Genomic DNA, 26,926 nt, shown 5'->3' on the forward strand with positions numbered 1-26,926 from the left:
GTTGATGCCACGGATTCTGGTGGTCGACGATCAGAAGGATGTGCGCGCCATGATCTGTATGGTGCTGCGCGTCAATCAGTTCGACGTGGTCGAAGCGGGAACCGCTGCGTCCGGACTGCAGTTGTTCCGCGACCAGGCGTTCGATGCCGTCATCGTCGACATCTATCTCGATGATTCCAACGGGCTCGATCTGGTCAGCAGTATGCGCGCGCTGGTTCCCGACGTGCCGGTGGTCGCAGTCTCCGGCATGACCGCCTTTGATGGCGCGTCGATGTCGGACGAGCTGACCCGTGTCGTTTACCTGCAGAAACCGTTCCGCCCGGCCGAACTGATGCGTGCCGTCGAAACGGCCCGTGCGGCAGTGGCGGCGAAGGGAGCCCCATCGCTTTCGGCCTGTGCCGGCTGAGCCGGCCTGTTACTTACTCTCCGTACGACTGTCCTGCAGGCGCTTCAACGACGAACCAAGCTCTCAGCAGAACGCCCCGGTCCAGGACCGGGGCGTTTGCATTTTGCTGATGATGATCGAAGCGGATCAGGAGTTCTATCAGGAGCCCTTGCCGCCGAGCTCGGCGTAGCCGCCCTTGGCGTCCCACTTGTAGACGACGTAGTCGATCTGCTTGATGTCGCCCTTGGCGTCGAAGCCGAGCTTGCCGAGAACGGTGTCCCACTCGCCGGCCTTGATGGTGTCCATCACCTTCTTGGCGTCAGTGGTGTTGGCCTTCTTCACCGCCTGCGACCAGACCTGGATCGCGGCGTAGGTGTAGAGCGTGTAGCCCTCGGGATCGATGTTCTTGGCCTTGAACTTGTCCACGATCGCCTTCGCGGTCGGCTTGTTGCGCGGCTCGGGGCCGAAGGTGAACAGCGTGCCTTCCGCGGCCGGGCCGGTGATCGAGGCGAACTCCTTGTCGTTCATCGCGTCGCCCGCCATCAGGATGGTCTTGAGACCCTGGTCGCGCATCTGGCGCAGGATGAGGCCGGCTTCCTGATGATAGCCGCCGACATAGACGAGATCGATGTTGTCACGCTTCAGGCGGGAGACGATCGCGTTGAAGTCCTTGTCGCCCTTGTTGTAGGACTCGAACATCTTCTCGGTGACGCCGGCCTTGTTGAGCGCCTTCTTGGTCTCGTCGGCGAGACCCTTGCCGTAGGTAGTCTTGTCGTTGAGGATCGCGATGTTCTTGCCCTTGAAGTTCTTCGCGATGTAGTTGGCGGCGACGAGACCCTGCTGGTCGTCGCGGCCGCAGACGCGCGCCACGTTCCACAGCTTGCGCTCGGTGAACAGCGGGTTGGTCGACGCGGGCGTGATCTGCAGGACGTTGCTGTCGGCATAGGCCTCGGAGGCCGGGATCGACGACGACGAGCAGAAATGGCCGGCGACGAACGGAATGCCGGAGCCGGCGAGCTTTTCGGCAACCGAACGCGCCTGCTTCGGATCGCAGGCATCGTCACCCACCTGCAGTGCGAGCTTTTTGCCGAGCACGCCGCCGGCAGCATTGAGGTCGGCTACCGCCATCTCGGCGCCGTTCTGCATTTGGCGGCCGAAGGCCGATTCACTGCCGGTCATGGGGCCGGCCACGGCGATGTTGATGTCTTCGGCGAAAGCAGCGGTCGAGAGCGCCAGCGATGCGCCCAGAGCCAAGCCGATGAGTTTGAGTGGTTTCATGAGAAATCCTCGCGGGGGGTAGGTCGACACGGAACGGCCCGAACGGCGGGCCGCAGACCGCGCGCATTGTGGCTGATTTTCCGGCGAAGTCACCGGCAATTTTCGACGACACCTACGAAGGACTAATGTCATTTCGGCCGGATTTTGAGGGCTCCGCCTCAGTGGCGGCCGCCCTCCAGATAGGCAGCGCGGATCTCCGGCCGCTGCAGCAGCTCGGTGCCGGTGCCCGACAGCGTAATCAGGCCGTTGACCAGCACGTAGCCGCGATGGGCGAGCTTCAGCGCGTGATTGGCGTTCTGCTCGACGATCAGCACGGTCAGACCGTCTTGGCGGTTGAGTGTCCGAATGGCGTCGAAAATCTGGCGTGCGATCAGCGGCGCCAGGCCGAGCGAGGGCTCGTCCAGCAGCAGCAGCCGCGGCCGGCTCATCAGCGCGCGCCCGATCGCCAGCATCTGCTGCTCGCCGCCGGACAGCGTGCCGCCGCGCTGGTCGATGCGCTCCTTCAGGCGCGGGAACAGCGCGAAGACGCGCTCCAGCATGCTGGCCCGCTCCGCGTCGGTCGTCTCGCCGGCGTCGGCGCCCATCTGCAGGTTTTCCGCGACGCTCATGCGCGGAAAGATGCGGCGTCCCTCCGGCGACTGCGCGATGCGCAGCTGCGCGATCTGATGCGTCGGCACCTGTGTGATGTCGTTGCCGTCGTAGACGATGTTGCCGGAGCTCGCGCGCGGCCGCCCGAAGATCGACATCATCAGGGTCGACTTGCCGGCGCCGTTGGCGCCGATCAGCGCGACGATCTCGCCGGGCTTGATGTCGAGATCGACGCCCTTGAGCGCTTCGATCTTGCCGTAGGAGGCACGCAGGCTGCGGATTGCGAGGAGGGACGCGCTCACGCCTCGGCCTCCATCACGGCTGCGGCCTCTTCCTCGTCGGTGCCGAGATAGGCCGCGATGACCTTGGGATCATCCCTGATCTCGCGCGGCGTGCCTTCCGCGATCTTGACGCCGTAGTCCATCACGACGATCCGGTCGGAGATTTCCATCACGACGCTCATGTCGTGCTCGATCAGCAGGATCGACGTGGCGTGATCGGCTCGGATCGACAGCAGCAGCTCGCTGAGGGCCGCACTCTCGCGCGCGTTGAGGCCGGCGGCCGGTTCGTCGAGGCAGAGCAGGGCCGGCGAGGTGCACATCGCGCGCGCGATCTCCAGCCGGCGCTGGTCGCCATAGGCGAGATTGCCGGCCGCGTCGTCGGCGCGGTCGATCAGCCCGACGCGCTTCAGCCAGAACACGGCCGCATCGATCGCGTTCCGCTCGGCCGCGCGCCACGAGGGCACGCCGAGCAGCCCGAGCACCGTCATGCCGGACGCGCGCATCAGCGCGTTGTGCTGCGCGACCATCAGGTTCTCGAGCGCCGTCATGCCCGGAAACAGCCGGATGTTCTGGAACGTCCGCGCCACCTTGGCCTGCTTGGAGATGTTGAAGTCCTTCAGCTTCTGCATCTCGAACTGCGCGCCGTCATCATGGGTCAGGCGGATGACGCCGGAGGTCGGCTTGTAGAAGCCGGTGATGCAGTTGAACACGGTGGTCTTGCCGGCGCCGTTGGGGCCGATCAGGGCCGTGATCTGCGTGCGTTGCGCGGTGAACGACAGCGCATTGACGGCGACGATGCCGCCGAAGCGCATGGTGAGGTTTTCAAGTGCGAGAATGGGAGCGGAGCTCATCCGTGGCCTTCCTTGACGAGGTCCGAAGAGATGCTCTTGGATTTTTCCAGGAATACGGTTGGCGCGCGATGGCCGACAATGCCGCGCGGCCGCCAGATCATCACGAGCACCATGGCGAGACCGAACACCAGCATGCGGTAGCCCTCGAGGCTTCTGAACAGCTCGAAGCCGCCGATCATGGCGAGCGCCGCCAGCGCCACGCCGAGCTGCGACCCCATGCCGCCGAGCACGACGATGGCGAGTACCAGCGCCGATTCCTGGAAGGTGAAGGATTCCGGGCTGATGAAGCCCTGGCGCGTGGCGAAGAAGGCGCCGGCGAAACCGCCGAACATCGCGCCGGTCGCAAATGCGGTCAGCTTGGTGGTGGTGATGTTGATGCCGAGCGCGCGGCAGGCGACCTCGTCCTCGCGCAGCGCTTCCCAGGCCCGGCCGATCGGCAGCCGGCGCAGCCGGATGGTGACCCAGTTGGTCAAGAGTGCCAGCGCCAGGATCAGATAGAACAGAAAAACGATGCGATGCGTCGGCGAGAACGGGATGCCGAGCATCGATGCAAGGCCGCCTTCGCCCGGTACGAGCGGAATGCCGAACAACGTCGGTCGCGGAATCCCGGAGACGCCGTTGGGACCGCCGGTCACGTCCTGCCAGTTGATGAGAACGAGGCGGATGATCTCGCCAAAGGCCAGGGTGACGATGGCGAGGTAGTCACCGCGCAGCCGCAGCACCGGAAAGCCGAGCAGCACGCCCCAGAATGCGGCGAGAATACCGGCGAGCGGCAGGCAGATCCAGAACGACAGGCCGAAGGTGGTCGAGAGCAGGCCGTAGGAATAGGCGCCAACCGCGTAGAACGCGACGTAGCCGAGGTCGAGCAGGCCGGCGAGACCGACCACGACGTTGAGGCCCCAGCCCAGCATGACGTAGGTGAGGACCAGGATGCCGAGGTCGAGAATATAGCGCTGATTGTAGAAGATCACCGGCACCAGGAAGGTGAAGATCAGCAGCGCCGGCGCGAGATAGCGGCCGGCTACCGACATGCCGCTCTGCACGGACGGCGGCACGAAGCTGCCGAGGCCGCCGCGCGGTCCGAGCCACAGCCGCAGCAGCTCGACCGCGATCGAGCCGACGAACACCGCCGCAACCAGGCTGGCGAGGTCGCCGAAGCGGGTCCAGTATACGAGCTGGCCGCTCTGGCCCGCTTCGGTGCGGACGCCGACCATCAGGGAGAACAGACCGAGAGCGACCAGCGCACTGAGAAAGGCCTTCTTGAGGATGAAGGCGGCTCCGACCGGTTCGGAGCCTTTCGACGAGGCGGGAAGGGACGCGCTCACGCGGACTCCATCTTCAGACTTTTTCGACTTCGGGCCGGCCGAGCAGGCCGGTTGGCAGGAAGATCAGCACGACGATGAGGATCGAGAATGCCGCGACGTCCTTGTACTCCACCGAGAAATAGGCCGACCAGAACGTCTCGATCAGTCCGATCGCGAGGCCGCCGAGCATCGCGCCCGGCAGCGAGCCGATGCCGCCGAGCACCGCCGCCGTGAACGCCTTGATGCCGGCGACGAAGCCCATGAAGAAGTCGACCAGGCCGTAATACAGCAGGTACATCATGCCGGCGACGGCAGCGAGCGCCGCGCCGATCACGAAGGTCATCGAGATGGTGCGGTCGACGTCGACGCCGAGCAGTGCCGCCATGGTCTGATCCTGCTCGCAGGCGCGCATGTCGCGGCCGAGCCGCGTGCGGGATACCAGCCAGGTGAACAGCGCGAGCAGAACGATGGTGGTGATGACCACCACGATCTGGATGTTGGAGAGCTGGACGACGAAGCCGCCCGCACCCTCGTGCAGGGTATAGCCGCCGGTGATGATCGGCGGCACCGGCTTGACGCGCGCGCCCTGCGACACCTGCGAATAGTTGGTGAGCACGAACGACATGCCGATGGCGGACAGCATCGGCGCCAGGCGGAACGAGTGCCGCAGCGGGCGGTAGGCGATGCGTTCGACGGTCCAGCCATAGAGCGCCGTGATGGCCATCGAGACCAGCAGCACGATCAGCAGAATTACCGGAACCGCAGTCAGGCCCAGCGACACCAGGACCAGGAACGAGATCAGCGCGATGAAGCCGCCGATCATGAAGATGTCGCCATGGGCGAAATTGATCATGCCGACGATGCCATAGACCATGGTGTAGCCGATGGCGATCAGGCCGTAGATCGAGCCAAGGACGAGGCCATTGATGAGCTGTTGCGCGAAATAATCCATGAACTGCCGTGAGTGAGATTGCCGATATCGGTTCGCAACGCGGCGGGGGCCTTGCAGAGCAGGTGCTGGTATGCCTGGAGATCGCACCCGCGCCCAAGGCGACGCGTGGGCCAGTACTAACAGCTAGGAACCGGGTGCCGCAACAGCGTGCAGTGCCACAATTGCGGGCTTATCCCGCCTCCTTTGACGGCGCGGTTCCCGTGCCTTTCTCGGGTCCGGCCATCGCCATCAAATGACCACCGCGGAACACAGCACCTACCGCCGAAGGAGGTGCTCTCGCACTGGTTGCGCGCGGTAGCGAAGCGAGAACCCCATGAGCAGGCTGGCGGACAAGAAACCAGGGGCACCAAAGTCCGGCCGGGAGACCGAACCGGCAAGATGAGGGACACGGAGGGGCAGCCCGCGTCCCGGCCAGCAATACCAGGACCCGCGTCTGCAGGACCGCTCGTTGGCGTGGACACTGGAGGATTCGCTTTCAGCTCGGATTCTCTCGCCGCCGCTCGGGCTAGCCGCTGAGGCCAATGATGGCGAAGGAGGCGCGAGCGACGAGGGCCGCGACCTTCGGCGTCGAGCGCATCGAGCTGATCTTGTCGCTGGCGCCGCTCATATGCCGCTACCGCTGTCTTCCGTCGAACCAGGCACTTTTGCCATCAGCTTCGACTGGAGCCTGACCAAGGCGTCGCGCAGCCGCGTCGCCTCATCGTACCGGGTTTCCCGAGCCACCATGCCGGAAAACGGATCTTTCACCATGGTCTCGGCGGCCTGGGCAAGACGGCGCATCGGCGTCGCCACCCATTTCGCGGCGAAATTGAGCAGCACCAGGATCGAGAACACGCCACCGGCAACGTTGAACCAAAACGAGCGCACAAGCTGGCGGGTCGGCAGCATCGCGGCAACGGCGTCCTGCCGGATCAGAAGGGACCAGCCGAAGCTCGGCAGATCGGCGTACTTCACGGTGGGGAACGTGACGGTGAAATAGTCCTTGCCGTCGGGCCATCGCTCGATGAGCGCGACCGGGGCCCCGCGGCTTGCGGCCTGCGCCGAGCCGATCGTCAGTTGCTTGCCGACGAGATCCGGCGGGCCGAACAGCACGATGCTCTCGCGCGACAGCAACACCAGATCGATGTCGCGCGACGCCAGCGCCGCGACGGATTCGATCACCCATTTCCAATCGATTTGGGCCCCGATGACACCGGCGGGGGCGCCGTCGTGCATCAGCGGAGCCGACATGGCGATCAAGCGGTCCGGTCCCGAAGCGGCCTGCAACATCCGGCCCAGGGTCTCTGGTTCGCGATCATCGACCGCCGTCGGCACCCCGAGTCCATGCCGGAACCAGCGCAGGTCGGCGACGCTTTGTCCTTCCAGCATCCGGTCCTTGCTCGCGATGACCTTGCCGCCGGGGTCGGCGATGCCGAGCCAGGCATAGCGCGGCTGGAACTGGCTCACGAACTGGATCTGTCGGCGCGCCTCGGCGACGTCGGCGGGGTCGATGATCGCGGCGAGCCGCGACACGTCGATCCACGTGCCGTACATCTGTCGCGCCAGCAGGTTTGCGCTGAGCTCACCGCGCGTCCTCAGCTGCTCGATCGCGAGCTCCTCGCCGCGCCGCTGCAGCGACGCCGAATAGAGGATGGCAACGGCCAGCGCCGTCACGACGATCAGTGTCGTGCCGCCGAGGAACACCGCTGTCTGTAAGCTCCACCGTCGCCTCGTCATCGCCTTCTCCTCAATCGGCCACGGCTCGCGCGAGTTCTTTCAGCATGCGGCCGAGATCGCCGCTGTCGGCGCCGGGCACTCCGCTCGCGGTGTGCAGCCGCTCGATGATCTGGGCGCGCTGCTGCGGCGTCACCGTAAATATGAGCCGGTAGCCGTCGTTCGTCGGAGCCGCGACCTTGGTCGGGATATCGCCGATCAGGGGCAAAGTGAGCGTGCCGATGGCGCCGGTCGCAAGGCCGACCGGACCGCTGACGCGTGCGCCGCCGGGGCCGAGATTGACGATCCAGCCGCGTTGCGGCTCGCCGTCGACCGTCAGGGTTATCGGCTCGACGATCTGGCGTTGCGGCCGGTTGTAGCGTGGACGGTCGATGCACACGGCGATCGCCACCGACAGCACCAGAATGTTGTAGATCGTCCAGAACATCACGACGATGACGCCGTCTCCCGCGGTCCCCGTGGTATTGAAGACGAAATCGGACGTCAGCGACACGATCATGCCACCGATCGTCAGCGCCATCAGGATCAGGAAGGGCCGCATCAGCGGCCATTGGACGATGATCTTGGCGCGATCGCCGCCCTTGGCGGTCACCGAGAATTTGTGCGGACCGGGGGAGAGCAGGCCGAGAGCGGCGGCGCGGAGCACGGGCCAGGCGGCGACGATCTGCGAGACATCGTTGACGATCGGAATGAACAGTCCCTTGGACAGCCAGTTCAGCGTGTACATGATCGAGAGATAATAGGGGCCGTAATACCGGATGATGTCGGCGATCGAGGCGTTCACCACGGTCACCCCGCCCCACCAGTAAAGCAGTGGACAGATCAGCGCGGCGAGGCGGAACGGATAGGTCGACGTCCAGTAAAGCAGCGAGTCGAGCACGCTGAGCCGGTGGAAGAAGTCGAGACCATGGGAGCCGAATGGATTGTAGACGTTGCGCACGATCTGCATGAGGCCGAGGCACCAGCGGCCGCGCTGCGTGACGTATTCCGCAAGGCCTTCCGGCGCCAATCCCTCCGACAACGCCTCGTTCAGATACACGGTCTGGTAGCCGTGCGCGGACAGGCGCAGCGTGAGCAGGAAATCCTCGGTGACGCTCTCGGTCGGCACGCCGCCGATCATCTCTACGGCGTAGACGCGGAATATCGAGGAGGTGCCGCAGCACATTGCGATGCCCCAGGCGTCGCGCGCCGGCTCGACGTTGTCGAAGAAGTGGCGCTGCTCGTCGGGATAGGACGCGCCGATGCCGAGATTGTGCTGGATCGGGTCCGGGTTGAAGAAGTGCTGGGGTGTCTGTACGAGGCCGACAGCCGGATCGTGGAACAACGCGAGCGTCCGCTCGACGAAGTCAAGATGAGGCACGAAGTCGGCGTCGAGAACGGCGACGAAATCCGGCCGGTCCGCATCCGCCGCGCGCAGCCGCAAGGCATTGTTGATGTTGCCGGCCTTGGCGTGCGACTTGTCGGTACGGGCGACATAGCCGATGCCGTGCTCAGTGCAGTAATCCCGGAGCCAGGCCCGGCTGCCGTCGTCGAGGACGAAGACGCGCAATGCCGCATAGGTGATCGCCTTGGCGCCGACAATGGTTCGCTCCAGGACCTCGAGCTGCTCGTTGTAGGTGGTGATGAAGATGTCGACCCGAGGCGGCGGCCTCGGAAGCCACCAGCCGGCATGGCGATCAGCCTCCGTCGTCCGCTCCTTGGTCCTGGTCAGGATCAGGAAGGCGAAGGACGACGAAACAACGGTGAGCGCTTCGAGAATGGCGAAGCCCCAGCTGAGGATCCCATCCGGCGTGAGGCCGGGCGGAGCAAGGGTCTCGGTGAAGCGCCAGGCGACATAGCGCCAGGCCAGCAGGATCGAGCCGCTGAGGAGCAGAGTCCGCCAGTACCATATCTTCGGGTCCAGGAGGGGCAACACCAGGACGCGCAGCCCTACGATGATCGCAACGACTGCGAACGCGGACAGGAATGGTGACAGCGTCGGCATCAGTAGCCGTACCGGGCGACGAAGCCGCGCAATGTCGCGATCGGTCCGCTGGTGAAGATCACCCGGCCGGTGCGCCCGATGGCGCAGGACAGATCCGGCTGCTTGGCGAGATCTGGCACCGCAACGGTGACGTCGAAGCGCTGCAAGTGCTGCGGCGTCGGGCCGACGGCGAGATTGGCGTAGAGTTGCGAGGCGCCCGAGCCGCCGAGACGTGTCACCGTCCCATCGAATATCCGGTCGTCTCCGAACAGACGGAACTGCACCGGGGCGCCGATCGACAGGCTGGCGTAGAGACTTTCGGGAACGCTCGCGGTCACCACGAGACTGTTGCAGTCCACCAGCTTGGCGAGATCCTGACCGCGACGGGCATATTCGCCGTCGTCGACGAGGAAATCCCAGGCCATGCCCGGGACGCGGGCCCTCAGCGTCGCCGAGGTCAGTCGGTTGATCCGGACGCGTTCGGCGTTGATCTGCTGCTCGTATTGGACCAGGCGGGATTGGATCTGCTGCTCGTCCACGGCAAGTTCGGCGAGGCGCAGGTCGAGCTCGTGAATGCGCTGCATCGAGAACGGCACGTCGTTGTAGGAGTCGCCGATGAAGACCCCCGATTGCGCGGAGCCGAGCTCGGTCTCGACATAGTTGGTGCGCTGTTTCGCGCTTTCCAAATCCTGCTTGGCGATATCGAGCGAGGCGCTGGCCTGGTCGAGGCCGGCGACCGTCTGGACCCCGCGTTCCTTCAGCTCGTTGGCCCGCGTGAAGGTGAGATCCGCGAGCTTCAGCCGGGCGGCCGCGGCATCCTCCGCCGCCTTGGCCTCGGCGATGCGTGCCGCGATCTGGCGGACGCGGCCGGTCTTGTAGTTGGCCGACTGGGCCGCGAAGGCGGCCCGCGCTTGCTCGAGCGCCGAACGCTGCGCCGGAACCCGCTTGAGCGCGATCTTCTGCTCGTCACGGTCGCGCTCGAGATTGAGCAGGCGCGTGGTGTCGAACCGGTCGTCGACGATCTCGGCCATGAGTTCCCCGGCGTTGACCCTGACGCCGATATGGCTCACCCCCAGCGTCACGCGGCCTTCGATCGGCGCGCGCACGACGTAAAGCCGGGCATTGACGGTCGCGTCGCCTGAAGTTCCGGCGAAATGCTCGCCGACCAGGATGTAGAGGCCGCCGGCCAGCAGGAGGATGCCGATGAAGATCCGAGCCAGTCTCATGCAGTACTCCCGCTCGGCGGCTGCCTGCCGCATCACGATCGAGCTGTGCGAAACGCAGCAGCGCTCGTCTTAAGATAGTATCACATTGTCTAGCTACTTTGACGCTAGTCAAAAGCAATGATGGCGCGGCGCACATAATTGCGGTGCAGCGGCCATCGACGCGATCGGACTGCCGGCGCATCGATCGTGACCCCGATGCAGGCGTCGGTTACGGCGATCATTCAGCGGAGCAGCCGCATCGCGGTGCTGAAGACGAAGCGGGCGCGCAATGTCGGATGCGATGCAGATGTTCGTGGAGGCGTTGATGGCCGGGAAGGCCGCCGTCGCGCGGGAAGTCGAGGCCTGATCGGCGAGGTCATCGGCCCGGCCTCTTGGACGGTGACCGCTAGTAGCTCGCGCCCGTCGCCACCCTGTTAAGGTAAACGAATGGTTTAAATTGCCGGGCGCGTTCGCCGCGCGTTAGCTCGTCTGGAAATCGGCCGGGCGGGCGGTTTGTGGGATGGAAAGGTGGGCGTGACATGATCAAGGATTGCGTGATCAGGAATTGGCGGCTCAGTTGCGTCAACGGTGTGCTGCTGGCGCTCTATTTCGTGCCCGCCTGGACCATCATCGCGTTTCAGATCATGGTGTCGCCGATCCAGGGGCTGTTCGCGCGGCCCAATATTGCGGTGGCCTTGTTCATCAGCGACTACCTGCAGTTGTCGGGCATCGAGACGGTCCGCGCCGCCTGGCTGCTTGCGCTGGCGCGACTGACGGTCGCAGGTTTCTTCGCGATGTTTCTGGTCCTGATCCTGGTTCCGCGGGTGCGAAAGGTGGCCGGCTATGTCGAGGCGCTGTCGATCGGGCTCGCTTTCGGCAGCATGCTCGCCTTCTTCAGCATGATCATGGCCGCCAAATTCGGGGAGCCCCAGGCACTGCGTCTGCATGCCACGGAACTCCTGATGCTGCTCGGCACGGCCATCGTCATGCTGGTGGAGAAGCCGTCGACGCAAGCCTCGCCGTCCTCCGCATCCGCTCCGCCGAAGATGGGGCCCACGGCGACGCCGCAGCAGGCGTGACGCCCTGATCCATCGCGGTGCGTCAGCGCTGGGTCAGAAAGCCCAGCACGGCATCGTTGAACTGGCCCGCCGCTTCGACATTCGAGATGTGCGCGGCATCGACGATGGTCATGCTGGCGCCGGGGATCCGGCTGCGGATCGCTTCCGCCATCGCGATCGGCGTCGACTTGTCGTAGCGGCCGGCCACGACGAGGGTTGGGCTTTTGATGGCCGGCAGGTCCTCGCGCAGGTCCAGCGCCCGCAGTGCTTTGCAGCAAGCGAGATAGCCCTCGACCGGGGTGGCCACGAGCATTGCCTTCATCCGGTCGGCAACGTCGGGATTGTGATCACGAAACTCCTGAGTCAGCCAGCCGGCGATGACCGTGTCGGCGATTCCAGCGAGTCCGCTGTCCTCGACCGCCTTGATGCGGGCGTCCCAGATTGCCGGATCGGGGTAGTAGCAGGTGGTGTTGGCGAGCACGAGCTTGCCTACACGTTCAGGAGCGTGGGCCGCGAGCCACTGCCCGACCATGCCGCCCATCGACACGCCGCACCAGTGCACCTTCTCGATGTTGAGGTCGTCGAGAATCGCCAGCGCGTCGCGGCCGAATCGCTCGATGGTGTAGGGCCCGGGCGGCACTTGCGATCTGCCATGACCGCGCCGGTCATAGCGGATCACGCGGAACACCTGCGTGAAGGCGCGCATCTGCGGCTCCCACATCTGCAGCGTCGAGCCGAGCGAGTTCGAGAGCATCAGGGTCGGTCCGCCGTCGCGGCCCTCGACGGTGACATTCAACAGACAGCCGTCGGCATCGATCATCGGCATGAGCGGAATCCTTGTCGCAGGCGGCCGCGCCGCCGGAGGAATCGTGCAGATTCGATGGCGAACTAACCACCCCCACCGCCGTCTGCCAATCAAAACCCAACGGCGGCGAGATCCGGAATGCTGCGGTGCTCCGGCTTTTCTGCAACGCTTCCGGTCGCTGCTCGCCCTTCCTTTTGGACGTTCGGTGCTTTACTTGAATGCCTCTAACCGCGCCAATCGGGGGAGATGCACATGGCAATGACGATGACGGGCGAGGTCCAGCTGGCCGCTCCGCGAGAGCAGGTCTGGGCCAAGCTGAATGATCCGGAGGTGCTCAAGGCCTGCATTCCCGGCTGCGAGGAACTGGAGAAGACCGAGGATGGTGGCTTCCGTGCCGTCGCCAAGATGAAGGTCGGACCGGTCTCCGCGCGCTTCAAGGGCAAGGTCACCTTGAGCGATCTCGATCCGCCGAACGGCTACAAGATCTCCGGCGAAGGTGAGGGCGGCGTCGCAGGATTCGCCAAGGGCGGTGCGGTCGTTGCGCTGGCGGACAAGGACGGTGGCACGCTGTTGACCTACAATGTCGAGGCACAGATCGGCGGCAAGCTGGCGCAGCTCGGCCAGCGGCTGATCAACGGCACCGCCAAGAAACTCGCCGACGAATTCTTCGCCAACTTCGCCAAGGCCGTTCAAGGCTGACCGCAACCGACCCATGCGCGGCCGGGGGCGAGGTTGCCCGCCGCCGGGAGCGCCCATATGATGGTTTTCGACTGATTTTGCTGGGCTGCGCTGCAGTGCAACGCTGTCGCGCGGATAATAGAGAGTCCTGAATGGCCAAGATTTCCATGATTGTGAACGGTAATCCCGTCACGGCGAACGTCGACCCGCGGACGCTGCTGGTGCAGTTCTTGCGCGAGAATCTGCGCCTCACCGGCACCCATGTCGGCTGCGACACGTCGCAATGCGGCGCCTGCGTCGTCCATCTCGATGGCAAGGCGGTCAAGTCCTGCACGACATTGGCCGTGATGGCCGATGGTCATGAGGTCAGGACGATCGAGGGGCTCGCCGCCGACGGCGCGCCGCTGCATCCGATGCAGGAAGCGTTTCGCGAGCACCATGGCCTGCAATGCGGCTTCTGCACGCCCGGCATGATCATGACCGCGGTCGATCTCGTCCATCGCAAGGGACATGAGCTCAGCGAAGAGACCATCCGCGAGGAGCTGGAAGGCAATCTTTGCCGCTGCACCGGCTATCAGAACATCGTGCAATCGATCGCCGCCGGCGCCAAGGCGATGGCCAAATCGGACCTCGCCTAAACGTCTGACCTCGCCCCAGTCGGCCCGCTGCGCACAGGACATTTCCCCATGTACGAATTCAAATATCATCGGCCGGCGACCGTGCGCCAGGCCGCCAATCTCCTCACCAAGAACGAAGACGCCAAGCTGGTCGCCGGCGGCCACACGCTGCTGCCGGTCATGAAGCAGCGGCTCGCGAGCCCGCCGCATCTGGTCGATCTCTCCCATGTCGAGGGGCTCGATACGATCGAGGTGAAAGGCCGCAACCTGGTGATCGGCGCGATGGCGCGTCATGCCGACGTCGCCAACTCCGCAACGGTCGGCGAGGCCATTCCGGCGCTCGCACATCTGGCGAGCCTGATCGGCGACCCCGCGGTGCGCCATCGCGGCACCATCGGCGGCTCGATTGCCAACAACGATCCGACCGCGGACTATCCGGCAGCATGCCTCGCGCTCGGCGCCACCATCGTCACCAACAAGCGCAAGCTGAAGGCCGAGGAGTTCTTCCTCGGGCTGTTCACGACCGCGCTGGAGCCGGACGAGATCATCACCAAGGTGAGCTTTCCGCTGGCGAAGAAGGCCGCTTACGTGAAGTTCCGCAACCAGGCCTCGCGCTATGCGCTGGTCGGCGTGTTCGTCGCCCGTCGTCCCTCGGACGTGCGCGTCGCCGTGACCGGCGCCGGCGGCAATGGCGTGTTTCGCGTCACTGCTTTCGAGGAAGCGCTGCAGAAGCGTTTCTCGCCGAAGGTGCTGGATGGAATTCCGGTCTCGGCCGAAGGCCTCAACAGCGACATTCACGGCAGCGCCGAATATCGCGCCCATCTGATCGGCGTGCTGGCGCGCCGCGCGGTGGATGCGGCCAATGCCGGCGCCAAGGCGTCAACCGCGTCGGAGGGAGCCGCCGAACCGGAGGCTCCGGCTTCGTGACGGACGCGTGAGGAAGGAAGCGGTCTCGCCCATGAGTTCTCCGGCCCTGCCAGCATCGGTCGACGCGATGCTCGAATTGTTGTCCTCGCGCGGCTATCTGGCCGAGCGATCGCTGGCGACGGTGACCTATCTGTCGCTGCGGATGGGCCGGCCGCTGTTCCTCGAGGGCGAGGCCGGCGTCGGCAAGACCGAGATCGCCAAGGTCTTGTCGGCCGCGCTCGGCCGCAAGCTGATCCGGCTGCAGTGCTACGAGGGTCTCGACGTCGCCTCCGCCGTCTACGAATGGAATTCAGCGGCGCAGATGATCGCGATCCGGCTGGCGGAAGCGGGCGGCGAGGTCGACCGCGATCAGTTGACGTCGGACATCTTCGCCGACCGCTATCTGATCAAGCGCCCGCTGCTGCAGGCGCTGGAGCCGGATGTCGCAGGCGCGCCGGTTCTTCTCATTGACGAGCTCGACCGCGCGGACGAGGCGTTCGAAGCCTATCTGCTGGAGATACTCTCCGACTTCCAGGTCACGATCCCGGAGTTCGGCACCGTCAAGGCGCCGCATCCGCCGATCGTCATCATCACCTCGAACAGGACCCGCGAGATCCATGACGCGCTGAAGCGGCGCTGCCTGTATCACTGGGTCGATTATCCCTCCGCCGAGCGCGAGCTCGCCATCGTCAAGACCCGGCTGCCCGGCATCTCGCAGCGGCTGTCGCAGCAGATCGTGCGCTTCGTGCAGGCGCTGCGCGACCAGGACTTCTACAAGTCGCCAGGGGTCGCCGAGACCTTGGACTGGGCCACGGCGTTGACCGAGCTCGATGCGCGTTCGCTGAATGCCGAGGTCGTCGGCGACACGCTGGGCGCTCTGTTGAAGTATCAGGACGACATCGCCCGCATGCAGGGTGATGCGTTGCAGAAGGCGATCAAGGACGCGACCAGCGAGACTTGAGCCGCGGTCGCGTCACAGCGAAGGTCGTCATTCCGGGATGCGTGCGCAGCACGCAGGCCCGGAATCCATAACCACGACCGTGAGTATGGATTCCGGGCTCAGCCCTTTGGGTTGCCCCGGAATGATGAACTCAGTTTGAGGCACGTCCCGGAATGACGAGGGGATAGACCGATGCCCGCGCCCATCAATCACCTCGCGCCGCCGACCGGCGGCATCGCCGACAACATCGCGGGCTTCGCGCGGGCGCTACGCGCCGCCGGTCTTCCGGTCGGTCCGGGTGCTGTCATCGATGCCATGACCGCGCTCGAAGTGATCGACATCGGCAAGCGGGCGGACGTCTTCACCACGCTCGAATCGATCTTCGTCAAGCGCCACGAGCATGCGCTGATCTTCGCCCAGGCCTTCGACCTGTTCTTCCGTCCCGCCGAGGAATGGAAGTCGATGCTCGATTCGGTGCCGCTGCCGGACCACGCCAAGAAGAAGCCGCCGCCGGCCTCGCGCCGGGTGCAGGAGGCGATGTCGCAGCCGCAGATGCACGAGGAGCCGAAGGCGCAGGAGCAGGACCTGCGGCTCGCGGTGTCCGACCGCGAGGTGCTGCAGAAGAAGGACTTTGCGCAGATGAGCGCGGCGGAGATCGCCGAGGTCGCACGCGCCATCGCCAAGATGCGGCTGCCGCAGGCCGAGCTGAAAACGCGCCGCCACACCGCGGACCCGCGCGGCCACCGCATCGACATGCGCAAGACGCTGCGCCAGGCGCTTCGCACCGAAGGCGAGATCATCAACTTCCATCGCCTGGGGAGAATTGAGAAGCCGGCACCGATCGTGGCGCTGCTCGACATCTCCGGCTCGATGAGCGAGTACACCCGCCTGTTCTTGCATTTCCTGCATGCCATTACCGATGCGCGCAAGCGCGTCTCGGTATTCCTGTTCGGCACCCGCCTGACCAACGTGACGCGGGCGCTGCGCCAGCGCGATCCCGACGAGGCGCTGGCGAGCTGCTCGGCCAATGTCGAGGACTGGGCCGGCGGCACGCGGATCGCGACCTCGCTGCAGACCTTCAACAAGCAGTGGGCGCGCCGCGTGCTCGGGCAGGGCGCGATCGTGCTCCTGATCTCCGACGGGCTGGAGCGCGAGGCCGACAGCAAGCTCGCCTTCGAGATGGACCGGTTGCACCGCTCCTGCCGGCGGCTGATCTGGCTCAATCCGCTGCTGCGCTATTCCGGCTTCGAGGCGAAGGCGCAGGGCATCAAAACCATGCTGCCCCACGTTGACGAATTCCGCCCGGTACATAACTTGACCTCGATCGGGACGCTGATCTCGGCGCTGTCGTCGCCGCTGCCGCCGCATCAGCGCAGCGCGATCCGGCCCGCCGCCTGAGAAGGAGATTTCCATGCTCAACCGCGACGAAGACATCCTCAAGGCCGCCGAGGACTGGCACAAGTCCGGCCACGGCGTCGCGCTCGCCACCGTGGTCGAGACCTGGGGCTCGGCGCCGCGCCCGGTCGGGTCCAACCTCGTGATCAACGACGAGGGCACGTTCCTGGGGTCAGTGTCCGGCGGCTGCGTCGAGGGCGCTGTCGTTACCGAGGCGCTCGACGTGATCACCAGCGGCCAGCCCAAGATGCTGGAGTTCGGCGTTGCCGACGAGACCGCCTGGAATGTCGGCTTGTCGTGCGGCGGCACCATCCGCGTGTTCGTCGAGAAGGTGGGCTGATCATGCAGCTCGCCACGCTGGCCGAACTCAATGCCGAACGCGCCGCGCGCCGCGCGGCCATTCTCGTCACCGACGTCGCCTCCGGCGAGCAGCGTCTGGTCAAGGCCGCCGACATCGCCGCCGATCCCTTGCGCAACGAGCTCGCAACGCAACTGCGGATGGGCAAGAGCGGCATGGTCGAGGTGGGCGGCAAGCGGTTGTTCCTCAACGTCTACGCGCCGACGGCGCGGCTCGTCATCATCGGCGCCGTCCATATCAGCCAGGCGCTGGCACCGATCGCCAAGTCGCTCGGCTATGACGTCACCGTCGTCGATCCGCGCACGGCCTTCGCCAGCCCCGAGCGCTTCCCCGACGTGCCGCTGATCGCCGAATGGCCCGACGTGGCCCTGCCGCCGCTCAACGTCGATCACTACACGGCCTTTGTCGCGCTGACGCATGATCCGAAGATCGACGATCCGGCGCTGTTGCACGCGTTCTCGCGCGACTGCTTCTATATCGGCGCGCTCGGCTCACGGAAGACGCATGCCAAGCGCGGCGACCGCCTGCGCGCCCAAGGCGCCAGCGACGCCGACATCGCCCGCATCCATGCGCCGATCGGGCTCGCCATCGGCGCGGTGTCGCCGTCGGAGATCGCGGTCTCGATCATGGCCGAGATCACCGCCACGTTGCGGCTGCCGGCCAAGGAGAAAGAGCAGGCGGCATGAAGTTCGGTCCTGCCAGTCCGACTGAAGCGATCGGCGGGGTGACCGTGCACACCCTGCGCAAGGGATCGTTGGTGCTGAAGAAGGGCACGCTGATCGGTCCCGCCGAGGTCGAGGCGCTGGCCCGAGAGGGCGTCAAGGAGATCGTGGTCGTCCGGCTCGAGGCGGGCGATGTCTCGGAGGACGAGGCGGCTGCCGACGTCGCGAAGGTCGTCGCAGGCAAAGGCATTCACGTCGATCGCGCCTTCACCGGACGCGCCAATCTGTTCGCGGCGCAGGCCGGCGTGCTGATGATCGACCGCGCCGCCGTCGAGCGCATCAACGGAGTCGACGAGGCCATCACCTTTGCGACCTTGCCGGCCTTCAAGCCGGTGGTCGAAGGCGAGATGGTCGGCACCGTCAAGCTGATCCCGTTCGGCGTCGAAGGCCGTCTGCGCGATGCCGCCGTCGCTGCGGCGGGCAGGGGCGCGCTCAGCATCGCCTCCTATGTGATCAAGCGCGTCGGCGTCGTCTCGACGCTTCTTCCTGGGCTCGCGCCCAAGGTCATCGACAAGACGCTGCGCGTCACCGCAGAGCGGCTCGCGCCGGCCGGCGCCACCATCATCGCGGAGCGCCGCGTGCCGCACGAGCAGGCCGCGCTGGCCGCTGCGATCAAGGAGCTGTTGGCGCTGGGCGCCGAGCTCGTCATCGTGTTCGGCGCGTCCGCGATCGCCGACCGCCGCGACGTCATTCCCGCCGCGATCACAGGCATCGGCGGTGCGATCGAGCATTTCGGCATGCCGGTGGATCCCGGCAATCTGCTCTTGATCGGTAGCGCCGCCGGCGTGCCGGTGCTCGGCGCCCCCGGTTGCGCCCGTTCGCCGGCGGAGAACGGTTTCGACTGGGTGCTGATGCGGCTGCTCGCCGGCATCAAGGTCACCCGCGCCGAGCTCACGGCCATGGGCGTGGGCGGACTCCTCATGGAGATCGTGACACGGCCGCAGCCGCGCGCCAAGCCGGAGGCCGAGGGCGAACGCAAGGTCGCCGCGGTCGTGCTGGCTGCGGGACGCTCGACCCGCATGGGAGGGCCGAACAAGCTGCTGGCCGAGCTCGACGGCAAGAAGCTGGTGCGCATCGTGACCGAGCAGGCGCTGGCCTCCAAGGCCGGTGAGGTCATCGTCGTCACCGGTCATCAGGCCGAGCTGGTCGAGCAGGCGCTGTCCGACTTGAACGTTCGCTTCGTCCGCAATCCCGACTTCGCCGGTGGGCTTGCCAGCTCGGTGAAGGCCGGCATCGCCGCGGTGCCTGACGGCGTCGATGGCGCGGTCGTGTGCCTGGGCGACATGCCGATGGTGTCCTCGGATCTGCTCGACCGTCTGATCGGCGCGTTCGCGCCCGATCGCGGCAATTTGATCGTCGTGCCCGTGTCCGAGGGACGCCGCGGCAACCCGGTGCTGTGGTCACGCCGCTTCTTCGCCGAGCTGATGACGCTGGACGGTGACGTCGGCGCGCGGCACCTGATCGCCAAGCATACCGAGGCCGTCGCCGAGGTGCCGGTCGACGGCAACAGCGCCTTCCTCGACATCGACACGCCGCAGGCGCTGGAAGCCGCCCGGCGCGGCTGAGCCAGCGTAGCCCGCATGAGCGTATGCGACATGCGGGGACAGTCTCTCTCCACGGATGCAGCGCCCCCGCATATCGCTGCGCTCATGCGGGCTACGGACCTCGCCCGCCCTCAACCTCCCATTCACCAAGTTTCAACGACCCCCGGCTAGATTTGCCGACATTGGGCCTCGGGGGAGGAAAAAGTGATCGCTTCGACTGCTGCGCGCCGTGTCGCGCTGTTTGCATTTGGATTGACCGTTCTCGTCGGCGTTGCGCGCATCGCGAGCTACGGCGCCATCAGCCCGGCGCATGCAGCCGGCGCGTTCGCCATTGGCCGGTGCGCCGCCTATGGCCAGGCGTTCGACTATCCGGCGGAGCATCTCGCCAAGGCTGCGGCGCTCAAGCAGTGCAAGGGCGACTGCACCGCGGTGACGATGAAGAAGGCCTGCGCCGCGTTCGCGGTCGATCTCACCAATCCCTGCGGCGCCCACGGCTATGCTGTTCGGCCGACGATCTCGACCACGCTCAACGAGGCGACCCGGGAATGCTACAAATATGGCGGCAAGGAATGTGTCATCCGCGCCTGGGTGTGCGACGCCAAGGGCTGATCTGAGCCTGATGTCTCAGAGGATGGGCTGCCGGGGTTGCTCGTCCGCGCTTTCATTTCGATGCTTCACCTCGAGAGCGGCTCGGCTATTCTGAGCGTTCGATGACATCGAACTCTGGAAATGGCATGCAATTCGACACCAAGATCGCGCTGATCATTCGCAACGATCTCGAAGCCTGGCAGAAGCTGAACGTCGCGGCGTTTCTTTCCAGCGGCATCGCCGCTGCATTTCCCGAATGCATCGGCGCGCCTTATGAGGACGGCTCGGCAACCCTGTATCACGCGTTGATCGGGCAGCCGATCCTGATCTACGGCGCGCCGGATCGTGCAGCGTTGGCGCGTGCTCTGGATCGCGCGCTGTCGCGCAGCGTGAAGCCGGCGCTCTACACCGAGGACATGTTCAAGACCACGCATGACGAGGCCAACCGTGATGCCGTGAAGGCGGTGGCGCGCGCCGATCTCAATCTGGTGGGATTGGCGTTTCGCGCGGAGCGCAAGCTGGTCGACAAGGTCGTCGACGGACTCAAATTTCACGCCTGACAGCCACGGGCACATTGCGCTGTCATCAAACTGTTACTTCATGCAGCGGCGCGGCTTGATGCCGATCAAGACCGGAATACGCCGACGTCGTTAGTTTGCGCCGCGACATGAGGAGCAGACAGATGCAGACCATGAAAGCCGCCGTCGTCAAAGCCTTTGGCAAGCCGCTGGTCATCGAGGACGTTCCGATTCCTGCGCCGGGGCCGGGCGAGCTTCTGGTCAGGGTGAAGGCGTGCGGCGTCTGCCACACCGACCTTCATGCCGCCTCCGGCGATTGGCCGGTGAAGCCGGTGCCGCCGTTCATCCCCGGTCACGAGGCGGCCGGCATCGTCGCCGCGCTCGGGCCCGGCGTCACCGACTTCAAGGTCGGCGATGCCGTCGGCGTGGCGTGGCTGCACGATGCCTGCCTGCGCTGCGAATATTGCGAGACCGGGTGGGAGACCTTGTGCGAGCACCAGCACAACACCGGCTATAGCGTGAACGGCGGCTTCGCGGAATACGTGATCGCATCCGCGGCGTTCGCCGCGCGCCTGCCGGCCAATGTGGACTTCGCCAAGATCGCCCCGATCCTCTGCGCCGGCGTCACGACCTACAAAGGGTTGAAGGAGACCGACACGCGACCGGGCGAGTGGGTGGTGGTCTCCGGCGTCGGCGGCCTCGGTCATGTCGCAATCCAGTATGCGAAGGCGATGGGGCTGAAGGCGATCGGTCTCGACATCGCCGAGGACAAGCTGAAACTCGCGCTGGAGGCCGGCGCCGAGCACGCCGTCAACGCGCTCGACAAGGATGCCGTGGAGCGGGTGATCGCAATCACCGGCGGCGGCGCGCATGGCGTGCTGGTCACCGCGGTGTCGACGTCGGCTTTCGCCCAAGCGCTGCACATGGTCCGCCGCAAGGGGACGGTCAGCCTGGTCGGCTTGCCGCCGGGCGAATTCCCGACGCCGATCTTCGATGTCGTGCTGAAGCGTATCACCGTGCGCGGCTCGATCGTCGGCACCCGGCGTGATCTCGACGAGGCCATCGCCTTCGCCGCGGACGGCAAGGTGACGGCCGAGGTGACCACGGCGCCATTGTCGGAGATCAACACCGTCTTCGACCGCATGAAGGCCGGCAAGATCGACGGTCGCGTGGTGCTCGACTTCGGCTGATCAGCAAGACCGATTGACGCGCCGCCGTGCCGAACATTGGGGCGGCGGTTTGATCTGGATCAGGAATGGGGACGCGCGGCGCTGGCACAAATTGCTCATGGCAGCCGTCACCAAGATCGTCTTCCTCGGCGCGAGCAGCGCGTCCTTTGGACTCAGCGTGTTCCGGGACCTGTTTTCGACGCATGATCTCGCGGGTTCTACGCTCGTGCTGGTCGGCCGCGACCCGACCCGGCTGGCCCGGTCGGAAGCACTGGCCCGGCTGCTCAACGACCTCTCCGGCGCCGGCCTCAAGATCGAGGCGACCACGGATTGGCGCGCGGCGCTCGACGGCGCCGGCTTCGTGATCCATGCCACCGCGATCGACCGCAACCGCCTGTGGAAGCTCGATTTCGAGGTGCCGCGCAAATACGGCATCCGTCACACGCTGGGCGAGAATGGCGGGCCGGGCGCATTGTTCTTCACGCTCCGCACCTTGCCGGTCGTATTCGACTTCGTGCGCGAGATGGAGCGGCGCTGTCCGGACGCGCTGCTCATCAACTTCTCCAATCCCGAGAGCCGCATCATCCTCGCGCTGGGGCTTCACAGCCGCCTCGCGCATATCGGCCTGTGCCACGGCATCTTCATCGCGCGCAGCCAGGTGGCTTCCATTCTGGGACTGGCCGAGGAGCGCGTGGACGTGTGGGGCGTCGGGCTCAACCATTTCCAATGTCTCATGCAGATCCGGGATCGCGACACCGGGGCCGATCTCTATCCACTGCTCCGCGAAAAGGCTGGGAGCCACGACCTCAAGGTCGCGCCGCTGACGCGGGCGCTGTTGCGCGACTTCGGCTTCTGGCTGGGCTGCGGCGACAGCCATGTCGGCGAGTATCTCGCCTATGGCTGGGAAGCGGGCGAGAGCGGGTACGACTTCGCGTGGGACGAGGCGGAGCGGGCCAAGCTGATCCGGCAGATCGACGAGGTCCTGGCGGGCAGGGCCGGCATGCCGGACTGGTGGCGAATGCCCTCCGGAGAGCGCGCGGTCACCGTGATCGGCTCGGTGTTGCACGATCGGAAGCAGGTCATCGAATCCGGCGTCGTTCTGAACCGTCACGTCATTCCCAACCTGGCTGCCGAGGCCGCCGTCGAAGTGCCCGTTGTCGCGGATCGCGTCGGTATCCATCCGGTGTCGCTGGGCCCGCTTCCAGATGCCGTCGCCAAGCTGATGTCGGTCCAGGTTCAGGTCCAGCAGCTGGCGGTGCAGGCGGCCATGACTGCCTCCAAGGATCTCGCGCTGCAGGCGCTGCTCATCGATCCCGTGGTCAACTCGGCCGCCGCTGCGCGCCAGATCGTGGACGAGCTCTGGGAGATCAATCGGCCTTACATCAGATCCTGCGCGTGATCGCGGCCGGCGTCGTCTGACGGGGGCCGCGCGCTGTCGGGTACGACCTCCTGACGCGGGCCGAGACCGGCCTCTGCGAGGCCTCTTTACATTGACTGACCAGTCAGTCATAATTGCTCGATGTCGAAACCTTCGAAATTGTCCGAGCGCAGAGTTCAGGCCGTCAAGACAGCGGACGCGGGGGCTGCCACGTCGCGCCGGGCGGATCGCTCCGCCGAGCGCCGCGCGGCGATCGTGCAAGCGGCGATGGACGAGTTCATTGCCCGCGGTTTCGCGGCGACCCGGCTGGACGACATCGCCAAGCGGGCCGGCGTGGCCAAGGGCACGATCTATCTGCATTTCAAGGACAAGGAATCGATGTTCGAGGAATTGATCCGGACCGCGATCGTGCCCTTCGTCGGCCGTCTTGCCGCGCCGCCGCCGGCCGGCGGCTCGGTGCGCGACATGGTCGAGGGGTTGGCGCGGATGTTCCTCCAGGAGGTCGCCGGCACGCGGCGCGGTGATCTCGTGCGGCTCATCATTTCAGAGGGGCCCCGTTTTCCCGCGATTGCCGACTTCTACTACCGCGAGGTCGTTTCCCGTGGTCTCGCGGCCATGCGCGCCCTGATCCAGATCGGGATCGTCAGCGGTGAGATCCGCGAGCCCAAGCTGGTGCAACACCCGCAACTGATGATCGCGCCGATGATGGTCGCGGTGCTCTGGAAGAGCCTGTTCGAGCGACATGCGCCGCTCGACGCCGAAGCGATGCTGCAGACCCATCTCGATCTGATCTTTGGCGCGAGGAGGCCGACATGAGCCTGCTGCACTGCCTTGCCGTGCTGGTCACGGCCTTCACGTTCAACGGCTGCAAGGAGACGCGCGATCCCGGCTATCAAGGCTGGGTCGAGGCCGACATGATCTTCGTCAGTCCGGACGAAGCAGGCCGGATCACGAAGCTGAACGTGCATGAGGGTGACGTGGTCAAGGTCGGCGATCCGCTCTATTCGGTCGACGACGATCTGCAACAGGCCGATCTCAACCAGACCAAGGCGACGCTGGCCAATGCGCAGCAGACCTATGACCGCGCCGCGGCCCTGAGCAAGACGGGCGCGGGGACGCAGGCGACGCTCGACTCCGCCGTTTCGGCGCTGCGCGTCGCCGAGGCCCATCTCGTGACCTCGCAGACGCGGCTGGCAAGGCGCAAGGGCGTGGCGCCGGTCGCGGGCACCATCCAGCAGATCTACTTCCGCGAGGGCGAGATGGTCGCGGCGCAACGGCCGGTGCTGTCGATCATGCCGCCGGGCAACATGAAGCTGCGCTTCTACGTGCCCGAGCCTGATCTGCCGAAACTCGCCATCGGTGACGAGGTCCGCGTCACCTGCGACAATTGCGCTGATGACCTGACGGCACGCGTCTATTTCCTCGCGACCTCGGCGGAGTACACACCGCCGGTGATCTACAGCCTCGATGAGCGCAACAAGCTCGTCTATTTGATCCAGGCGCGGCCGTCGCGGCCGGATGCGCTGCGCGTCGGCCAGCCGGTCAGCATCTATCCGCGTTCCAAGATGCCTGATCCGAAGACCCCGGTGGCGGACAAGCAATGAACGGAACGGGTCCCGCCGAGATCGCGATCGACGTCCAGGGACTGACCAAGTCCTTCGACGGCCGCGAGGTCGTGCATGATCTGTCGATGCAAGTGAAGCGCGGCTCGATCTACGGCTTTCTCGGCCCGAACGGCTCGGGCAAGACCACGACCATCCGGATGCTGTGCGGCCTGCTGACACCCGACGGAGGCGAGGGCACCTGCCTCGGCTTCGACATCCGCCGCGATGCCGACAAGATCAAGCGCCTGGTCGGCTACATGACGCAGCGCTTCAGCCTCTATCAGGACCTGTCGGTGCGGGAGAACCTCGAATTCGTCGCGCGCCTCTACGGCATGCCCGATCCGCGCCAGGCCGCGCGCGACATGGTGCAGCGGCTCGGGCTTGCCGGCCGCGAGCGGCAGCTCGCCGGCGAGTTGTCGGGCGGCTGGAAGCAGCGGCTGGCGCTCGGGGCCTGCACCCTGCCGAACCCGCAATTGCTGCTGCTCGACGAGCCTACAGCCGGCGTCGATCCCAAGGCGCGGCGCGATTTCTGGAACGAGATCCACGCGCTCGCCGGCGAAGGGCTGACCGTGCTCGTCTCGACCCACTACATGGACGAGGCCGAGCGCTGCCACGAGATCGCCTACATCGCCTATGGTCATCTGCTGGCGCACGGCACGGTCTCCGAGGTGATCGCGCAATCGGCGCTTACCACATACACGGTGAGCGGCGATGATCTGCGCGAACTCGCGGCTGATCTCACCGGCAAGCCGGGTGTCGACATGGTGGCGCCGTTCGGCACCAGCCTGCACGTGTCCGGCCGCGACCGCAACGCGCTGGACGCCGCGATCGCGTCCTGGCGCGACAAGGCTGATCTGCATTGGCAGCCCGCCGAGCCCTCGCTCGAGGACGTCTTCATCGACCTGATGAACCGCTCACGGGACAACTTCCAATGAGCGACGCGGCCGTCCACCAGGCATCTCCCGAGTCCCGCTTCGGCTTCTGGCGGCGCACCTACGCGATGCTGGTCAAGGAGTTCATCCAGCTCAAGCGCGACCGGGTCTCGTTTGCGATGATCGTGATGATCCCGGTGATGCAGCTGATGCTGTTCGGCTACGCCATCAACACCACGCCGCATCATCTGCCGGCGGCGGTGCTGCTGCAGGAGGACAGCGATCTCGGCCGCTCGATCCTGAAGGCGATGGAGAACACCGCGTATTTCCGCTTCACCCGGGAGGTCAGCAGCGTCGCCGAGTTCGACGATCTCCTGCTGTCCGGCAAGGTCCTGTTCGGCGTCGAGATCCCGCGCGGCTTCGAGCGCGCGGTCCGCCGCGGCGACCGGCCGGCCTTGCTCGTTGCGGCCGACGCGACCGATCCGGTCGCGGCGTCATCGGCGCTGTCCTCGCTCGGCATGATCGTGCAGACCGCGCTCGCGCACGATCTCTACACCGGCAATCCCGTCACGACGCCGTTCGAGATCAGGGCCCACGCGCGCTACAACCCGGCGGCCTCGTCGCGGCTCAACATCGTGCCGGGCCTCGTCGGCACCATCCTGACCATGACCATGCTGATCTTCACTGCGCTCTCGGTGACGCGCGAGATCGAGCGCGGCACGATGGAGAGCCTGCTGTCGATGCCGATCAAGCCGGTCGAGGTCATGCTCGGCAAGATCATCCCCTATGTCATGGTCGGCTTCCTGCAGGCGACGATCATCATCGGCATCGGCGTCCTGCTGTTCGGGGTTCCGATCATGGGCAACCTGCTGCTGCTGGCGCTGCTGTCGACTCTGTTCATCGCGACCAACCTCTCGATCGGCTACACCTTCTCGACCCTGGCGCAGAACCAGCTGCAGGCGATGCAGCTCTCGATGATGTTCTTCCTGCCGAGCATCCTGTTGTCCGGATTCATGTTTCCCTTCCTCGGCATGCCGCAATGGGCGCAAGTGCTCGGTGAATGCCTGCCGCTGACGCACTATCTGCGCATCGTCCGCGCCATCATGCTGAAGGGCTCGACGCTCCAGAACCTGCAGCATGATACGATCGCCCTGTTCGGCCTCATGCTGTTCGCGATGACGGTCGCCGTCCTGCGCTTCCGCCGGACCCTCGATTGAGGCACAATGGCGGCCGGGAGCAGGAACGGCTGAGGCA

27 protein-coding genes are annotated in these 26,926 nt (G+C 65.7%); 18 read left to right on the forward strand and 9 right to left on the reverse strand.

Going from position 1 to position 26,926, the window contains the following annotated elements:
* Nucleotides 1-4: 4 nt before the first annotated feature.
* Nucleotides 5-406, forward strand: a complete 402-nt coding sequence (locus QX124_RS22215; protein WP_315750016.1) for a response regulator — start codon at nucleotides 5-7, stop codon at nucleotides 404-406.
* Between the two features lie 138 nt (nucleotides 407-544).
* Here the strand turns inward: QX124_RS22215 and QX124_RS22220 are convergent, their stop codons facing one another.
* The 8 genes from QX124_RS22220 to QX124_RS22255 all read right to left on the reverse strand — a co-directional run bounded on the left by QX124_RS22220 (nucleotide 545) and on the right by QX124_RS22255 (nucleotide 10,541).
* Nucleotides 545-1,663 (reverse strand): branched-chain amino acid ABC transporter substrate-binding protein, encoded by a 1,119-nt coding sequence (locus QX124_RS22220; RefSeq protein ID WP_315737407.1) that lies wholly within the window; start codon nucleotides 1,661-1,663, stop codon nucleotides 545-547.
* A 158-nt stretch (nucleotides 1,664-1,821) separates the two neighbouring features.
* Nucleotides 1,822-2,553, reverse strand: coding sequence for an ABC transporter ATP-binding protein (locus QX124_RS22225; protein ID WP_315737408.1), 732 nt, complete (start codon nucleotides 2,551-2,553; stop codon nucleotides 1,822-1,824).
* Nucleotides 2,550-3,383, reverse strand: coding sequence for an ABC transporter ATP-binding protein (locus tag QX124_RS22230; protein ID WP_315737409.1), 834 nt, complete (start codon nucleotides 3,381-3,383; stop codon nucleotides 2,550-2,552). Before QX124_RS22230 ends, QX124_RS22225 begins: the two co-directional genes overlap by 4 nt.
* On the reverse strand, nucleotides 3,380-4,708 hold the full coding sequence (gene livM, locus QX124_RS22235; protein WP_315798276.1) for a high-affinity branched-chain amino acid ABC transporter permease LivM: 1,329 nt from the start codon (nucleotides 4,706-4,708) through the stop codon (nucleotides 3,380-3,382). The genes QX124_RS22230 and livM overlap by 4 nt, the downstream gene beginning before the upstream one ends.
* Nucleotides 4,709-4,721: 13 nt before the next feature.
* Nucleotides 4,722-5,639, reverse strand: a complete 918-nt coding sequence (locus QX124_RS22240; RefSeq protein ID WP_315737411.1) for an ABC transporter permease subunit — start codon at nucleotides 5,637-5,639, stop codon at nucleotides 4,722-4,724.
* A gap of 603 nt (nucleotides 5,640-6,242) precedes the next feature.
* A complete protein-coding gene (locus QX124_RS22245; protein ID WP_315737412.1) occupies nucleotides 6,243-7,322 on the reverse strand; it encodes a hypothetical protein in 1,080 nt (359 codons plus the stop codon).
* A gap of 43 nt (nucleotides 7,323-7,365) precedes the next feature.
* Complete coding sequence (locus QX124_RS22250; protein WP_315798277.1) at nucleotides 7,366-9,336, reverse strand: glycosyltransferase; 1,971 nt, start codon at nucleotides 9,334-9,336, stop codon at nucleotides 7,366-7,368.
* The gene (locus QX124_RS22255) at nucleotides 9,336-10,541 is read right to left on the reverse strand and encodes an HlyD family secretion protein (RefSeq protein WP_315798278.1); all 1,206 of its coding nucleotides are present in this window, start codon (nucleotides 10,539-10,541) and stop codon (nucleotides 9,336-9,338) included. Before QX124_RS22255 ends, QX124_RS22250 begins: the two co-directional genes overlap by 1 nt.
* A gap of 518 nt (nucleotides 10,542-11,059) precedes the next feature.
* Between QX124_RS22255 and QX124_RS22260 the strand changes: the two genes are divergently transcribed.
* Nucleotides 11,060-11,599 carry a hypothetical protein gene (locus QX124_RS22260; protein ID WP_315798279.1) on the forward strand — a complete coding sequence of 180 codons (540 nt, stop codon included), beginning with the start codon at nucleotides 11,060-11,062 and terminating at the stop codon, nucleotides 11,597-11,599.
* A 22-nt stretch (nucleotides 11,600-11,621) separates the two neighbouring features.
* Here QX124_RS22260 and pcaD read toward each other — a convergent pair whose 3' ends face one another.
* The gene (gene pcaD / locus QX124_RS22265) at nucleotides 11,622-12,404 is read right to left on the reverse strand and encodes a 3-oxoadipate enol-lactonase (protein WP_315798280.1); all 783 of its coding nucleotides are present in this window, start codon (nucleotides 12,402-12,404) and stop codon (nucleotides 11,622-11,624) included.
* Between the two features lie 231 nt (nucleotides 12,405-12,635).
* Here pcaD and QX124_RS22270 point away from each other — a divergent pair, with 231 nt between their 5' ends.
* The 16 genes from QX124_RS22270 to QX124_RS22345 all read left to right on the forward strand — a co-directional run bounded on the left by QX124_RS22270 (nucleotide 12,636) and on the right by QX124_RS22345 (nucleotide 26,889).
* On the forward strand, nucleotides 12,636-13,082 hold the full coding sequence (locus QX124_RS22270) for a carbon monoxide dehydrogenase subunit G (protein ID WP_315759237.1): 447 nt from the start codon (nucleotides 12,636-12,638) through the stop codon (nucleotides 13,080-13,082).
* A gap of 131 nt (nucleotides 13,083-13,213) precedes the next feature.
* The gene (locus QX124_RS22275; protein WP_006612357.1) at nucleotides 13,214-13,699 is read left to right on the forward strand and encodes a (2Fe-2S)-binding protein; all 486 of its coding nucleotides are present in this window, start codon (nucleotides 13,214-13,216) and stop codon (nucleotides 13,697-13,699) included.
* 48 nt (nucleotides 13,700-13,747) lie between these two features.
* Nucleotides 13,748-14,605 (forward strand): xanthine dehydrogenase family protein subunit M, encoded by an 858-nt coding sequence (locus tag QX124_RS22280; protein ID WP_315798281.1) that lies wholly within the window; start codon nucleotides 13,748-13,750, stop codon nucleotides 14,603-14,605.
* Nucleotides 14,606-14,636: 31 nt separating this feature from the next.
* Nucleotides 14,637-15,545, forward strand: coding sequence for a MoxR family ATPase (locus QX124_RS22285; RefSeq protein ID WP_315759239.1), 909 nt, complete (start codon nucleotides 14,637-14,639; stop codon nucleotides 15,543-15,545).
* Between the two features lie 171 nt (nucleotides 15,546-15,716).
* On the forward strand, nucleotides 15,717-16,922 hold the full coding sequence (locus tag QX124_RS22290; protein WP_315798282.1) for a VWA domain-containing protein: 1,206 nt from the start codon (nucleotides 15,717-15,719) through the stop codon (nucleotides 16,920-16,922).
* A 13-nt stretch (nucleotides 16,923-16,935) separates the two neighbouring features.
* Nucleotides 16,936-17,259 (forward strand): XdhC family protein, encoded by a 324-nt coding sequence (locus tag QX124_RS22295; protein ID WP_315737422.1) that lies wholly within the window; start codon nucleotides 16,936-16,938, stop codon nucleotides 17,257-17,259.
* Between the two features lie 2 nt (nucleotides 17,260-17,261).
* Nucleotides 17,262-17,963, forward strand: a complete 702-nt coding sequence (locus tag QX124_RS22300) for an XdhC family protein (protein WP_315798283.1) — start codon at nucleotides 17,262-17,264, stop codon at nucleotides 17,961-17,963.
* Nucleotides 17,960-19,564, forward strand: a complete 1,605-nt coding sequence (locus QX124_RS22305) for a molybdopterin-binding/glycosyltransferase family 2 protein (RefSeq protein WP_315798284.1) — start codon at nucleotides 17,960-17,962, stop codon at nucleotides 19,562-19,564. Before QX124_RS22300 ends, QX124_RS22305 begins: the two co-directional genes overlap by 4 nt.
* 183 nt (nucleotides 19,565-19,747) lie before the next feature.
* A complete protein-coding gene (locus tag QX124_RS22310; RefSeq protein ID WP_315737425.1) occupies nucleotides 19,748-20,152 on the forward strand; it encodes a DUF4189 domain-containing protein in 405 nt (134 codons plus the stop codon).
* A 125-nt stretch (nucleotides 20,153-20,277) separates the two neighbouring features.
* Nucleotides 20,278-20,691 (forward strand): DUF2000 family protein, encoded by a 414-nt coding sequence (locus QX124_RS22315; RefSeq protein WP_315737426.1) that lies wholly within the window; start codon nucleotides 20,278-20,280, stop codon nucleotides 20,689-20,691.
* A gap of 122 nt (nucleotides 20,692-20,813) precedes the next feature.
* Nucleotides 20,814-21,839 (forward strand): alcohol dehydrogenase AdhP, encoded by a 1,026-nt coding sequence (gene adhP, locus QX124_RS22320; RefSeq protein WP_315776742.1) that lies wholly within the window; start codon nucleotides 20,814-20,816, stop codon nucleotides 21,837-21,839.
* Between the two features lie 97 nt (nucleotides 21,840-21,936).
* Complete coding sequence (locus QX124_RS22325) at nucleotides 21,937-23,217, forward strand: alpha-glucosidase/alpha-galactosidase (RefSeq protein WP_315798285.1); 1,281 nt, start codon at nucleotides 21,937-21,939, stop codon at nucleotides 23,215-23,217.
* Nucleotides 23,218-23,337: 120 nt separating this feature from the next.
* Nucleotides 23,338-24,012, forward strand: coding sequence for a TetR/AcrR family transcriptional regulator (locus QX124_RS22330; RefSeq protein ID WP_315776740.1), 675 nt, complete (start codon nucleotides 23,338-23,340; stop codon nucleotides 24,010-24,012).
* Nucleotides 24,009-24,800, forward strand: a complete 792-nt coding sequence (locus tag QX124_RS22335; protein ID WP_315798286.1) for an efflux RND transporter periplasmic adaptor subunit — start codon at nucleotides 24,009-24,011, stop codon at nucleotides 24,798-24,800. Before QX124_RS22330 ends, QX124_RS22335 begins: the two co-directional genes overlap by 4 nt.
* Nucleotides 24,797-25,735, forward strand: a complete 939-nt coding sequence (locus QX124_RS22340) for an ABC transporter ATP-binding protein (protein ID WP_315776738.1) — start codon at nucleotides 24,797-24,799, stop codon at nucleotides 25,733-25,735. Before QX124_RS22335 ends, QX124_RS22340 begins: the two co-directional genes overlap by 4 nt.
* Complete coding sequence (locus QX124_RS22345; RefSeq protein WP_315759248.1) at nucleotides 25,732-26,889, forward strand: ABC transporter permease; 1,158 nt, start codon at nucleotides 25,732-25,734, stop codon at nucleotides 26,887-26,889. Before QX124_RS22340 ends, QX124_RS22345 begins: the two co-directional genes overlap by 4 nt.
* Nucleotides 26,890-26,926 lie beyond the last annotated feature (37 nt).

This window comes from Bradyrhizobium sp. SZCCHNRI3043, from assembly GCF_032377735.1.
Lineage (GTDB): Bacteria > Pseudomonadota > Alphaproteobacteria > Rhizobiales > Xanthobacteraceae > Bradyrhizobium.

Excerpts from the sequence above, each read along its gene's own strand:
- QX124_RS22315 (WP_315737426.1), top strand. The coding sequence starts at position 20,278 with ATGCAATTCGACACCAAGATCGCGCTGATCATTCGCAACGATCTCGAA.
- QX124_RS22270 (WP_315759237.1), top strand. The coding sequence starts at position 12,636 with ATGGCAATGACGATGACGGGCGAGGTCCAGCTGGCCGCTCCGCGAGAG.
- adhP (WP_315776742.1), top strand. The coding sequence starts at position 20,814 with ATGCAGACCATGAAAGCCGCCGTCGTCAAAGCCTTTGGCAAGCCGCTG.
- QX124_RS22255 (WP_315798278.1), bottom strand. The coding sequence starts at position 10,541 with ATGAGACTGGCTCGGATCTTCATCGGCATCCTCCTGCTGGCCGGCGGC.
- QX124_RS22295 (WP_315737422.1), top strand. The coding sequence starts at position 16,936 with ATGCTCAACCGCGACGAAGACATCCTCAAGGCCGCCGAGGACTGGCAC.
- QX124_RS22290 (WP_315798282.1), top strand. The coding sequence starts at position 15,717 with ATGCCCGCGCCCATCAATCACCTCGCGCCGCCGACCGGCGGCATCGCC.
- QX124_RS22230 (WP_315737409.1), bottom strand. The coding sequence starts at position 3,383 with ATGAGCTCCGCTCCCATTCTCGCACTTGAAAACCTCACCATGCGCTTC.
- pcaD (WP_315798280.1), bottom strand. The coding sequence starts at position 12,404 with ATGCCGATGATCGATGCCGACGGCTGTCTGTTGAATGTCACCGTCGAG.
- QX124_RS22260 (WP_315798279.1), top strand. The coding sequence starts at position 11,060 with ATGATCAAGGATTGCGTGATCAGGAATTGGCGGCTCAGTTGCGTCAAC.
- QX124_RS22220 (WP_315737407.1), bottom strand. The coding sequence starts at position 1,663 with ATGAAACCACTCAAACTCATCGGCTTGGCTCTGGGCGCATCGCTGGCG.
- QX124_RS22215 (WP_315750016.1), top strand. The coding sequence starts at position 5 with ATGCCACGGATTCTGGTGGTCGACGATCAGAAGGATGTGCGCGCCATG.
- QX124_RS22325 (WP_315798285.1), top strand. The coding sequence starts at position 21,937 with ATGGCAGCCGTCACCAAGATCGTCTTCCTCGGCGCGAGCAGCGCGTCC.
- QX124_RS22330 (WP_315776740.1), top strand. The coding sequence starts at position 23,338 with ATGTCGAAACCTTCGAAATTGTCCGAGCGCAGAGTTCAGGCCGTCAAG.
- QX124_RS22280 (WP_315798281.1), top strand. The coding sequence starts at position 13,748 with ATGTACGAATTCAAATATCATCGGCCGGCGACCGTGCGCCAGGCCGCC.
- QX124_RS22275 (WP_006612357.1), top strand. The coding sequence starts at position 13,214 with ATGGCCAAGATTTCCATGATTGTGAACGGTAATCCCGTCACGGCGAAC.
- QX124_RS22285 (WP_315759239.1), top strand. The coding sequence starts at position 14,637 with ATGAGTTCTCCGGCCCTGCCAGCATCGGTCGACGCGATGCTCGAATTG.
- QX124_RS22300 (WP_315798283.1), top strand. The coding sequence starts at position 17,262 with ATGCAGCTCGCCACGCTGGCCGAACTCAATGCCGAACGCGCCGCGCGC.
- QX124_RS22335 (WP_315798286.1), top strand. The coding sequence starts at position 24,009 with ATGAGCCTGCTGCACTGCCTTGCCGTGCTGGTCACGGCCTTCACGTTC.
- QX124_RS22340 (WP_315776738.1), top strand. The coding sequence starts at position 24,797 with ATGAACGGAACGGGTCCCGCCGAGATCGCGATCGACGTCCAGGGACTG.
- QX124_RS22345 (WP_315759248.1), top strand. The coding sequence starts at position 25,732 with ATGAGCGACGCGGCCGTCCACCAGGCATCTCCCGAGTCCCGCTTCGGC.
- QX124_RS22240 (WP_315737411.1), bottom strand. The coding sequence starts at position 5,639 with ATGGATTATTTCGCGCAACAGCTCATCAATGGCCTCGTCCTTGGCTCG.
- QX124_RS22305 (WP_315798284.1), top strand. The coding sequence starts at position 17,960 with ATGAAGTTCGGTCCTGCCAGTCCGACTGAAGCGATCGGCGGGGTGACC.
- QX124_RS22250 (WP_315798277.1), bottom strand. The coding sequence starts at position 9,336 with ATGCCGACGCTGTCACCATTCCTGTCCGCGTTCGCAGTCGTTGCGATC.